Origin of the sequence: Pseudobutyrivibrio sp., assembly GCF_017471675.1 — a bacterium.
Classification (GTDB): domain Bacteria; phylum Bacillota; class Clostridia; order Lachnospirales; family Lachnospiraceae; genus Pseudobutyrivibrio.
This window is the reverse complement of sequence record NZ_JAFUSK010000010.1, coordinates 1-12,474: the sequence shown is the minus strand read 5'-3', so window position 1 is coordinate 12,474 and position 12,474 is coordinate 1. Positions and strand designations below refer to the sequence as shown.

Genomic DNA, 12,474 nt, shown 5'->3' with positions numbered 1-12,474 from the left:
ACATTCTATTTTAGATTAAGACAAATTTTCCGGTTTTTGCACATACTTTGTTTGCTTCAAAGCCTAACTATTTAATAAATCTTGTCATATACAATAACACTCATTACAGGTGAATCCCAAAGACTTGTCTTTAGTGAAGCATTTCCTCGCTCATATATGTCTGTACGGATTGAATCCTCATCTATAATAAATTCGCTACAGCATCTGGAATGATAGGTGAATGTATTAGTTGAATCTGTGTCTTGGTCTGCCTTCAAATCTCCCATAATGCAAGGAATTACCACGCCATTTTCCAAAACCAAATCCATGTACTGTCCAGGTACTGTATCAAATCTGCTTCCAACTGCAATTAGATATCGATTATCAAGCTTCATAAATCCATCCTGGTCAGGACTTGCCATACGATTAATATCACCAGCATCACCATAAGTAATCTTACCGGTGCGCTCAATAGTTTTGCCTCCTTTGTAGCTTACAGTCTTTCCAGTGACTGGATGCACAAAGCTACTTGGAATATCATAAGTTATCTTTTCAACTTCCTCTACAATTTCTTCTACAGCTTTTTGGGCCTCATCATTTGTCTTTTCTGACATTTGAACTTCATTTACCTCTTCTAGCATCTGAGCTTCTGCCGCCTCCAGAGGCATGGCATAACTTCTGATGTAGCAGTGGCAATATCTAATTAATAAAATTGATGTGATTAAAATTAAACTACAGGCCAGGCGGCCCGATCGAATATCATTTGTATCCAATCTCTTCATAATAATTACCTCTCTTTCACAAAGTCCGTAGTTTAACAAAAAAAATGATATCTATCAACAGCTAGATATCATTTTTGTTGCACTATTCTCATTGAAAGAGATGTTGTGTAATTAAATATTCTTCTCAGCCTTAGCCTGAAGCTTAGCAAGCTTCTTTGCCGTTGGTTTAAATAATCTAAATATCTTGTAAATTTCAAGAATGATTAATAGCAAGAATACTACAGTAACCCCTCTCATAACAAGAGTTGTAATTCTTATACCATCAATAATATGGCTTCCTGGCATTGCACCGTTCATCGACTTAGAATTTGCGATTGTATAAAGCAAATGATGCATAGCCTGTCTAGCGTAGTAGTATGTGGCAGGATCATTCTTGTCAAAATCATATCTTGCTGCCGCTGGAAGTGATGTAAGCTTAATATCTGCCCCTGCTTCGGTCATCTGATAGCCATCCATGAACACGCCTGTATTTGCGTTATCTGTAATCACAAGACCGTCAAAAGCCCACTCATTTCTGAGAATGCCTGTAATGAGACCATAATCTCCACCTGCCCAAGTAGCACCAACTCTGTTGAAGGATGTCATCACTGCCTGTGAAGCTCTAATTTCCTTAGAAGCATTTGTATAAGAGCCATCAGCCTGCTTTTCTACATAATTAAGTGTAACATCTCCTGCCTTCATGCACATTTCAAATGGAAGAAGATAAATTTCACGAGCGCTCTGCTCATTAAGCCATGTGGCAATACTGAACTGTCCATCTCTATCACCACGGTGGTTTTCCTGGTCATTGAACGCAAAATGCTTAATATAAGTGTACATACCCTTTGATGCTGCACCTGTTACGGCGTTTGAAGCAACAGTTCCTGAAAGGAATGCATCCTCTGAATAATACTCACCGTTTCTTCCTGAAAATGGTGTACGATGAATGTTCATTGATGGAGCATACCAACCATCAGCGCCACCAAGTAAACCTTCGTTTCCAATCATTGTTCCAAATTCTAATGCAAGTGAAGGATTCCAGCACTGTGCAAGTGTCATTGCACTTGGGAACATGGCACTGGTTCCACCATAGATAAGACCTGCTGCTGTATCAGCATCCATATTAAATGGCTTTTCAATAGATTTGATATATTCAATTCCATATCCGCTAACGCCGATTGCATTATAGATTTCATCAGCTGTAAGTTCATCTAAAAAATCTTCCCAAAGTGGGTCATTGTAATCAAGGCCACGCATATCAATCAACTTAAGGCCGTTGTCTGCACCATAAACAATCTTAGTATCGGAAAGTGAATCTTTATCTACAGGAGTACCTGTCTCAAAGCTATCAAGTGTAGCAATTAAATCATCACTTGCAGTCTTAGTATATGTGTAAGATGCACCGTCATCTCCATTGATTTCATTACCCCATGTACTTATCTTAGCACTTGGCTTGCCATCATGAGTTGGGAATGTTCCTACCCAATCATTTCTTGTAAGATAAGTAGCCTCACCTTTAGCATCATCAAGCTGATTTGTAATTTCTACTCCTGAATAACTGTCCTTTGAATATGTAACAGTGTCTACCTCTGTATTGTCTGGTGTGTAAACTGATACGAAATCAGTTGTACTTGCTGTCTCTGAAATTTCTGCAGCTTCTGGCTGCTCTGCATTTTCTTCCTTTGCTGACTCTGTAGCCTTTACATTCTGCTGCTTTGTAGCAATGATATTGTTTACAGCCTCATGAGCATTCTTTGCTGCAGTAATATAATAATCGCCAGCGTCGAAGATATATGTCTTGGCATTATTTGAATCATAAGCCTTAAGCTGTGACTTATCAAAGCTAAGTGTAAGTGTTTGAGCTTCTCCTGCTGCAAGCTCTTTTGTTTTATCATAAGCTACAAGCTGAACTGAAGACTTCTCTACACCGTTTGCAATATCGTATTCTGTGTATGGGCTCTGGGCATAGATTTCTACCACATCCTTACCAGCTGTATCACCTGTGTTGGTAACTGTAACTTCCACATTACATGTATCACCATCCCATGTTGTCTTCATATCAGACCAGTCAAATGTGGTGTATGACAATCCATATCCAAATGGATAAACCACCTCAGAATCATAATCAAAATCCCCCGCATTCTCACGGCCTAAAACTACATCTTCATATCTTGTTTCATAATATTTGTATCCAACATAGATACCCTCTTCATAGGTTACATAATTGTACTTAGTCAATTCGCCATTTGAATCAGAATACTGATAATCACCAAAATTCATTGCTGCAGGTGACTCAAGTGGATTGGCTGCAAAAGTATCTACAGTTCTACCAGATGGATTAACCTGTCCTGTTAAAATATATGGTAATGACTCAATTGCAGTTGCAGAAATTACTGCCTTGATATTTGGATAATCCTTTACAAAATCAAGGTCGAGTGCCGCATTTGAATTGCTTACAAGAATAACTCCATCAAAGTTATCATTTAAGTATGAAATAATTTCAAGCTCTGTTGAATCTGGTTCAAGATATGTTTTTGCCTTATCCTCCGCACTGTCAGCATGATTGTACATAGAACGAGGCATATCTCTTCCCTCACCTGCAACTCTTTTCAAGAAATATACAGGAACGGTATCTTTGATAGAATTCATTACCTCTTTATTTGACTTAAGCTCTGAAAGAGGCAATTCATTGATTGAGAAATCCTCCCCGTCACCAAATGAAATCGAGCCAGCTCCTAAGCCATAGCTTTCAGACTGCTCTTTGTAATAGTCAAAAAGTGTTTTGTTAATAGAAACATTTGCTGCATCAAAAATATCAGCAAGGCTTCTTCCACCCATCATACTGTCATTTGCAGCAACCGTTGCCGAATTCACACTAAAGAAACTAAATGTAGAATCAGAAGTCTTAGGTAAGAAGCCATCTTCATTCTCAAGCAGGATTGTTCCTTCATCAGCGATTTTCTGATGAAGCTTTGCTTCCACTGGCTTGATTGAATCAGCATCATAATCAGCCTTGTTGTACTGAAGGTCTAATCCTGTAGTATCAACATCTGAATTATCGATTTTTGTATTAATTCCTCCCAGCATACTATCGACCATTCTGGCGTAGTTTGGTAAGATGTTGTTCACCGCCACTATAATTATCGCAAATACGATAATAAGAATAGAGCGGATACATGTTCCAACAATTTTTCTTCCTTTACTCATTCTCTTTCTCCTTTTCTTAGGCTTTTGCCTGATTGATAACCTAGGAAAAGAATATCAAAGAGTATATTAAAAAAGCAGGCTTTGTCACAGCCTGCATGTTTTTTGTCATATTTGGCAAGTTAATTTAAGAGAATATTATCCTAAGTAAATACTTGTCATTTTCTGTTTTAATAACCATCTGTCCATTATATTTATCTACAATGGCTTGTATGCTTTGTGTGCCAAAGCCATGACTAAGATTATCTTCTTTAGAGGTGACTGGTAGACCATTTTGCATTTTGATACTTCCAACAAATGGATTTAGAATTTCTAACAGCACAATTCCCTTTTTATTTTGAATCTGAACAGATATCCACCTTTTAGATGTATCTGCAATCTTTTCATTGGCCTCAATGGCATTATCTAATGCATTGCCAAGCAGAGTATATAAATCAATATCGTTCATAAATCTAAGCTGTTCACCATCTGCTATACAGCTCATATTTATATCTTTGCTATGGCAAATCAGCTTCTTTTCTGTTAGGACTGTATCAAGCAGCTCGTTTCCAGTGCGTACAACAGCATCATATACAGCGATATCGTTTTCCATCTCAGCTAATATACCACGGCGCTTTTCATCATTTTCCATATTTGCCAGAACATTTATCTGATGCTTCATATCATGATAATGCTGATTAACTACCGCCATTGCATCTTTGGAAAACTGATAACGGACCTGTGTGTCCTTCCACAGCTGTTCCTTTAATCTAAATTCCTGCTTCTCATTTTCATTGATGAGCTGTGCCCGTTGATTAACAAGAATAAATAGACATGCAAGTATTGCATAGATAGCATGTATGTACCCTATATTGTTGAAGCCTGCGATTATGCTCATCCACCAAACTACCACAAGAATAATGACCGTCGCAGTTGTAGCCGAAAGTGTCTCTATCAAATATTTTCCATTATTCACGGCTCGCTTTGCAAACCAAAAATATGCCATACAAAATGAACCTATCAGACAAAAGGTGTAAAGAACAGGCTGATTGTCAGCAATCATACCATTAGTACGATAATCCACAAGCTGCCTTATGCAATAAAAGATATGCTCTATTCCATAGCTGACAGCAAACAGATATATCGCCTCATGCAATGAAACATCACATGCAAGATAGATTCCAACTATGACAGCAATCCATATTGACATAAACCAGAACAATAAAAAAATATAAGTTGATGGAGTTACATCTGCATAATCTGTTCCTGAAAGCCCTTGCATTTTCAGCACGCTGGTCATAACCACATCAAACAGCAGACCTAAACCAACACAGGCTGCGCCTTTAATTATAGGATGCTTTTTCTTATTGAGGACAGTGCAAATTCCCACAACAGGCAATAGCATTTCCAGAAGATATCCTATATTAAATGAAGTATCCATACTATATCTCCATTCCCACGTACTCACCAAATGCGGCAATGAAATCCTTTTTACGACTTCTGCTAAGGAATAACTCATCACCGGCCACTGTTACAACATCCCCCTTAATCTTGTCCACAAACTTAAGATTGATTAAATGTGATTGTCCACTTTGAACAAAGCCAAATTCCTTAAGCTCCTCAGCAATTGCCTTGAGTGTCTTGCTCCTTGTTTCGTAAATCCCCGCTTTGCTGTGAATAACAATAGTATGACCAACAACTTCTATATAATATATATCTTCAGTATCAATTTTGCGCTTAGCACCATCATCTGACACAATAACTTCTTTGCTCTTATGATATTTGTCTGCTATCTTTAAGACTTTATCCATGGTACCTTCTAATTGCTGATATACAACTGGCTTAAGTATGAAATCCATGGCATTTACCTTATACCCCTCGATTGCATACTGTGCAAGAGCAGTGATAAAAACAATGATTACACTATCATCCAGTTCTCTTATCTTTTTAGCCGTGGTCATGCCATCCTGAAATTTCATGTGAATATCCAGGAAAATCAAATCATATTCTGATGTATAGTCATCCAAAATATCTATGCCATCATAAAAGGTGCGTACAATAAAATTGTCCTCATGCTCCTTCTCATACCTGGAAAGATGCTCAACCAAGCTTGCCTGGCACTCTTTTTCATCTTCAACTATCGCAATTCTTAACATTAAAAGTTCTTCCCCTTTTTAATATACTGAAGTAAGTATACCATTTATGCCTATAAATCGACAAAATATGTCAGAAAAGATTTTTTGCCCATCTTATCTGCTATTATAATAGCGATTGATAACATTCTAAAAGAGCCTGTTCCTAAATTACTAGGACAGGCTCTTTCTCTAGCTCAATATTGTGAAGCTTGCCATAATCGACTCTACTTAGAAACTTAAATCTGTTGTGCCTAGTGCAATTCAATAAGCCTCACATCCTCATGTGGATTAACTTTTGCTAATCCAAGGCGTACAATACTGGCATCCAATCTTTTAAACTCTTCCATCATCTGAACTGCTGTAACCATCTGCTCCCTAGTAAGGGTCTTAGCCAATGTTATGTGTGGCAGCCACGAAAATGGGCGATAGTAGTTGCTGATCGTTGTATCAGGGATAGCTTTAAAGCAATCAAACACCTGCTGTTCAAGATTCTGCAAATATTCATTCAGATAAGGTGCAACATACAAAACCTTGGGCATAAGCTGCCCAACTGTTATTAAGGAAATATCTCCCTTGGATATTCTGCCTTCTAGCATTTCAAATGCAGGCACCAACACATCAACACTTCTAGCTTCAATAGCTGACAATGTTAAATGTGGTGGAACATTATTTGCTACCATAAAATCATTGTCTGTTGCCTGGTCCACTTTTTCAATATAGCCATTTAAAACATTAGTTGTGTTTTCATCAAAATAAGCAGATATTAAATACATTGCATCCCTCTCATAACTATAGACGATTTACTAATTCTACCTCTATAAAAAATCCCCACCAAAATGATATTTGGCAGGGATTAGCTTTATATCTGGTTCTTATAAATATTTTGCTTTTCCTTATTAATTCCGAGCAATTCACAGGCTTGTTCAAATGTTTTTTCAGCGTTTTTCATAAGATTTTTGATTGCAGAAATATCGCCTTTAGCTTCACCTCGTGCTTCGCCTCGTGCTTCTCCTTCAGTAACACCCTCGTCATGAGCTTTTATGATGTCTATATCTAAAACTTTTCCTCCCATATACTCACCTACTCTTTCGTTAACATTCTGATACATAGAGTTATCCATTATCATTCTTCCCTACTAAAGCAATTCACCACTAAAATACTGAATAATCTGCGTTGTAAATCCGCTGTGCTTACAATGCTTAGGCTGATAGTCTTGATTCATATAATCCACTTCAATGTTGTCATATCTCACGCCATACAGAGACACCCACAATCACCTGAGTGTTCGCCTCTGTAACTGGCTCGGTCTTTTGCTGTAAAAAAATTGATTCCTAACTATTTTTTTACCATAATGACCTTTCTATGTCCATTTGTAAGTAGTTCCCATTGTATAGCTTATTCCGCCCCAATTATCTCATCCAACTGAGGTTCCATCTGTGCAATCAGATTCACTACAAGTGCATTCCCCATCATGAATCTACGCTTATTCAATGGCATTTCCACCTTCTCACCATCAACTAAACACTCCTTAGTCCAGTCAGAAGGGAATCCTTGAATATGTTCCATTTCGATTGGAGTTAACAATCTAATTCTGCCTGTCACTTTATCTCTTACGATATGAGTGGTTCTGCTAAATCCCCCTTCGCTTGTAAGCATTGTTCTAGCAGGCTTGTCATACTCATCAATCATTGGGATAGCTCCCTCTGAAAAAATGTATTCATGACCCGTAGCTGCTTTTCTTGGAAGTTTTTTTGCTCCCTTCAAATACTGCCAAGTCTTACGCGATTCATCAGGTAATCTTTCATGTGTCTCATCACTATGAGTAACGTCAGGATTTGTATAATACAGTTTTGCATCAGGAATAAAGAAAGATTCGGGTACCTCATTCTCTTCCATAATATCCCCCAATGTAATTTGCTTACCATGATAATCGGGTGTTGTCTTTACCGTATATACGATACCATCTTTCATAATACCAGTATTTTCAAATGGAAAGCTAAATTTCTCAGACAGTTCACCTATCCCCTTTGGCAATTCTGTGATTCTAATTTTCTTATAATCCTCTTCGACTATAGGAAAGGACTTAGCAAAGAAACCATCTGTATAAATAGTTTTGCCCATGCTGGATCTATGCATCTCTATTCCAAACATACGATTATACTTTGTAGACTTATTCATTATCCCAGCATACTTAGTATCTTCACGATAGGCAAAAATAAAAGTTCTTCTGCGGCGCTGCTGAAATCCATATTCTGCTGCATTAATTACACGCCACTCAACTGTATATCCTAAATCCCTAAAACAAGCTAAGATAATACCAAAATCTCTTCCCCGCTGGCTAGCAGGACTTTTTATTAGTCTATCTACATTTTCTAGCAAAACGAATGGTGGCTGCTTTGCCTCTAATGTATCTCTTATATCCCACCAAAGAACACCTTTCTTCCCTTCAAGTCCCTTTGATGTAGCAAGTGATGATGCCACTGAATAATCCTGACATGGAAATCCACCTACTAACAATGCATGTTCTGGAATATCATTTTTATCTACCGCATTAATATCACAATTAGTTGTATCATTACCTTTTAAATCAAGACATGTACCAAATCTATTCACATAGCAATCATGAGCCCACTGAGTTTTTTTATCAACTGGTTCCCACTGACTAAACCAGACAGTATCCCATTTTTCTGGCTTACTTGTATCTTCTAATGTCTTTATATTATTCAATCCACAACGGAATCCACCAACTCCTGCGAATAATTCACAAACCGTTTTATTCACTAATATCTCCCTATTCTTTGTTTTAACGAGCGTATGAACGATCGTTCTTTTTTCTATATCATATATTACATCATTTATTAATTAATGTCTAGATCATTTTTCACTTTCATCTAGAATATTTTTAATTTGCTCCAAAATATATGAATTATTTATCCAGAAACTCTGTGTCGTCATATATTCGCCATTGGGCAAAACATTAGCATCTCTATTCACATTTCCATATTCCTCACCGTTGTTGAATCTGTACGCTGCCTTTGTGGCATGTGGGCGAACATGAATAATCTCTGTTTCGCTTTTGTTAGGTAAATTATTAGAGAAGCTAATTTTTCCTTTTGAGTCAATATGCTTGGTAAACTCTATGCCGTATTGAATAATGCGCCTATACTGTTCCCATTCACGACGCACTACAACATCTAAATCGTGGTATGGCATATTCCAAAGCATACACCCCTTTACACGATAGACATCTCCATCTTTCTTCCAGATGAAAAAGAAGAGACGCGTCTCGTCAAAGTAATCATGCAACGTAGAGTCATCATATTCTTCATCCACCAAATCCATAAACTTAAATGGTGGAAATGACATATTTTCAACGATTCTATTATTCTCTTCTACACGAATCGTCTTAACCTTAATATTGGCTTTTTCAAACTCATCAGCATGTTCATCTCTAATTCCAAGAATCTTCCAAGTTAAATCATTCCACTGAGCCTTATTATTGTTATACTCTCGTCCAAAATCCTCACATAATTCTTTATCTGACTTACCAACATATTTGCTAACAATATCTGTAAGTATATTTTCAAAAGATTTCTCCTTCAAAATAGAAGCATCTTTCAAAATAGAATTATCACTTGAATCACCCGCTATATAATGATTCAGCACATATGTCATATAGGAATTCTTAAAGCAAAATGCCCGCTTTCTTGCAGGTGTTTTATCTCCATAGAACTGAGGCACAGTACTCTTTTCAGCATTGGCACCTTTTGTACAAGCTCCAAGATACATTGTATCTCCCTCAGAAAGTTCATGGGCTCGTCCTTGCTGAATCAAATCTATAATGTACATATAATCATGTTTTATAATTTCCAAATCTGTCTCTGGAGGCGTAAACATCTTCACATATTTAATGGGGTAAAGAAGATTACTATCCAGCCTCTTGTCTCTCCAGTAATAAATTAGCAAAATAAGGCGCATTTTCTCCCAGGCATGAGACTTATAAAAATCAGCTTCTACTGGGCAATCATAATTAATCATAGTAAGAACCAAGCGCTCTCCCGCTCGTAGTTCACCCTTCTTTGTTACTTCATATGGTGTAGTTTTAAGTTCAACGCCAGCCTCCGGAAAATCTGCCTCTTGATTAGAATTAGCTTTATATCCAAAGTATACTTCCTCAAGTAGATTCCCCAATCCACCTTTTCGAAGCTTATTAGCATAAGCCTGAACGGCTGTCTGCTCTTCAATTCCTCTTGATTTAATTATCTCGAAAAAAGTATTGTCCTCTAGCTTTTTTGCATATTCTTCTATGCTATCTGGACTAGCTGGATCGTAACCAAGTTTTTCATCAAACATTAAGAAACCCCTAACTACTTATTTAAAAGATTTTTAATTCCTTGATAATATGCCATTATTCTTTTATCTGTATTATCCACAGATTTTAACCATTCTTCTACGTTTGAAGAGTTGATTGCATTTTTACGTAAAACACCTGCTATATCAACAGCGGAAACAATAAGTATTGGATGTCCATCTTCAACCACCTCTTGATATGCTTGCTTATCAACATAGCTTGTAGTAATCATTATTCCAAACTGTCTATATCTTATACGTGAAATTAGACGAGACATTTCCTTTACCCCTACGCCATGGGACGGAGAATAACATTTTGCCTCTAAGGCACAATCAATCTTTAAAGGTGAATTCACTTTACCACCTGCACTTATAGAATAGAAGCCAAGTGCATCTCGACCACCATCTCGCCAAGGTCTTGTGAGTGAAAAATCCACGAAATTTGTATCCATCTTACCGATTATGCTTGTTGCACAAGCCTCGAACCCCTGGCTGAAATCATTGTAATGATTTCTAATAGCATCAAGACATAATAAGCCTTCTGTATCGCTACCGGCAGGAAGCTGCTCAAATCTTGTAGGGATTTTGTGCATTCTCGGAGCGGTTAACGCTGTAATTCCATTACGACCGAGTTTTATGAAACGCTGCCATGCTTCTGGAGCATACTGCAAACTATTATCATGGTCATAGATTAAAGACTCAATCCAATTCCTATAGATAGGCTTATCCCCAGTATCTAAAATAGTAAAATATGCCTCATAATTTTGGAATCGCTTTTCCTTTACTGTTCTCCAAAACGCAACTAAATCCTTATCGGGAGATATCTTTGGATTACCTGGCGCAGCTAATCCAAGAAATTGGACATCACGCCCCACTCCAGTCTTCTTAAAGATAAAGAATGGAGGCAAGTCTTCAAGATTAACGCCTTCATTTAACAAGTTGAAAACCATCTCAAGAATTTTATTTCCTTTTTTCTTCGTATCGGTCAGCTTGCGACCTGGCTCACGATTATCTCCATAATACCTAAATATACCTGTCTCTTCATCAAGATAATCCGGCCACTCTAGCTCTTCCATGGAAGTATACAGAACCACATATGCGTACTTACCAGAACCATCTTCTCTAAGCTTTTTTCTAAAGCCTCCCGCATTTTCACATCCAGGTATAAGTTTGTGAAAAGGTTCGGCTGACATATTCGGTAGAGTACCACCCTTATATATGCAATCCACATATAAATCAGCATTTTCCAAATCTTCAAATCTAACTTCTCTCTGCCCCATAATGCCTCCTCTTATATTTCAGCATAACCATCTTCGGAAATAAGATACGTAGCCTTGGCAATTTTCTTAAGTACCGACTTCTGAATAACTACATTAATTGGTTTTTCATTAAGTGCCCCTGTATAAGTTATTTTGAAATAATCATCCACCTTAATATCTTTGCGCTCATTGCTGATTCCCATCATCTCTCTTAATTCAATAGCATATTCAATGAGATGAACTTTATCACAACCATGTTTGATTGCTTCATTAACAAGGTCTTTCTTTTCAATCAGCATGGCCTCAATAATTGTAAAATCTGAATACTGGATTTCACTAGGATTCTTTCTTATCCACTTTCCATCTGTCAATTCACATTTAACATTCGGCCAAATCAGCATATAATAATTTGTCTTTAAATCTTCATTTATAAACCAACCATCAATAGGTTGTTCATGCCCATGCTGCATAGAATTAATCTCAAATGCGAATGTAGGAATCATTGCATTGCTATAATATATGGATGCCTTCTCATCAATAAAGAAATGCCGATTTCCAACAATCAGTTCCACATCAATACCATTCAGCTGACTAGATATATCAGTTTTTCTTTCATATGATACGTGATTGCCATCCTTATCATGAAGCTTGGAATAAAAATTCTTATTAGTGTTAGCATCTAAATAGTACAAAACAAAATGAGATATCCCCTTCAAGTATTGTATAATCAACAAATGGAGGAACTCATTATGTCACGTCAAAGAAAACAACACAGCAAGCAATTCAAGTTGGATGCTATCAACTATC

The 12,474-nt window shown here is 37.2% G+C and carries 10 protein-coding genes; all 10 read right to left on the bottom strand.

The window, feature by feature from the left end:
- Positions 1 to 71: 71 nt before the first annotated feature.
- Complete coding sequence (locus IJ535_RS01925) at positions 72 to 761, bottom strand: hypothetical protein (protein WP_294298097.1); 690 nt, start codon at positions 759 to 761, stop codon at positions 72 to 74.
- Between the two features lie 111 nt (positions 762 to 872).
- Positions 873 to 3,947: a glycoside hydrolase family 3 N-terminal domain-containing protein gene (locus tag IJ535_RS01920; protein WP_294298093.1), complete on the bottom strand. Its 3,075-nt coding sequence runs from the start codon at positions 3,945 to 3,947 to the stop codon at positions 873 to 875.
- A gap of 124 nt (positions 3,948 to 4,071) precedes the next feature.
- Complete coding sequence (locus tag IJ535_RS01915) at positions 4,072 to 5,364, bottom strand: ATP-binding protein (protein WP_294298091.1); 1,293 nt, start codon at positions 5,362 to 5,364, stop codon at positions 4,072 to 4,074.
- 1 nt (position 5,365) lies between these two features.
- The gene (locus tag IJ535_RS01910; RefSeq protein WP_294298088.1) at positions 5,366 to 6,079 is read right to left on the bottom strand and encodes a LytR/AlgR family response regulator transcription factor; all 714 of its coding nucleotides are present in this window, start codon (positions 6,077 to 6,079) and stop codon (positions 5,366 to 5,368) included.
- Positions 6,080 to 6,309: 230 nt separating this feature from the next.
- Complete coding sequence (locus tag IJ535_RS01905) at positions 6,310 to 6,831, bottom strand: 2'-5' RNA ligase family protein (RefSeq protein WP_294298084.1); 522 nt, start codon at positions 6,829 to 6,831, stop codon at positions 6,310 to 6,312.
- Between the two features lie 86 nt (positions 6,832 to 6,917).
- Positions 6,918 to 7,178 (bottom strand): hypothetical protein, encoded by a 261-nt coding sequence (locus IJ535_RS01900; protein ID WP_294298082.1) that lies wholly within the window; start codon positions 7,176 to 7,178, stop codon positions 6,918 to 6,920.
- 275 nt (positions 7,179 to 7,453) lie between these two features.
- On the bottom strand, positions 7,454 to 8,839 hold the full coding sequence (gene dcm / locus IJ535_RS01895) for a DNA (cytosine-5-)-methyltransferase (protein ID WP_294298079.1): 1,386 nt from the start codon (positions 8,837 to 8,839) through the stop codon (positions 7,454 to 7,456).
- Positions 8,840 to 8,932: 93 nt separating this feature from the next.
- Positions 8,933 to 10,411: a Sau3AI family type II restriction endonuclease gene (locus tag IJ535_RS01890; protein ID WP_294298076.1), complete on the bottom strand. Its 1,479-nt coding sequence runs from the start codon at positions 10,409 to 10,411 to the stop codon at positions 8,933 to 8,935.
- A 14-nt stretch (positions 10,412 to 10,425) separates the two neighbouring features.
- Positions 10,426 to 11,688, bottom strand: a complete 1,263-nt coding sequence (locus tag IJ535_RS01885) for a restriction endonuclease (RefSeq protein WP_294298073.1) — start codon at positions 11,686 to 11,688, stop codon at positions 10,426 to 10,428.
- An 11-nt stretch (positions 11,689 to 11,699) separates the two neighbouring features.
- Positions 11,700 to 12,359 carry a hypothetical protein gene (locus IJ535_RS01880; protein WP_294298071.1) on the bottom strand — a complete coding sequence of 220 codons (660 nt, stop codon included), beginning with the start codon at positions 12,357 to 12,359 and terminating at the stop codon, positions 11,700 to 11,702.
- Positions 12,360 to 12,474: the final 115 nt, after the last annotated feature.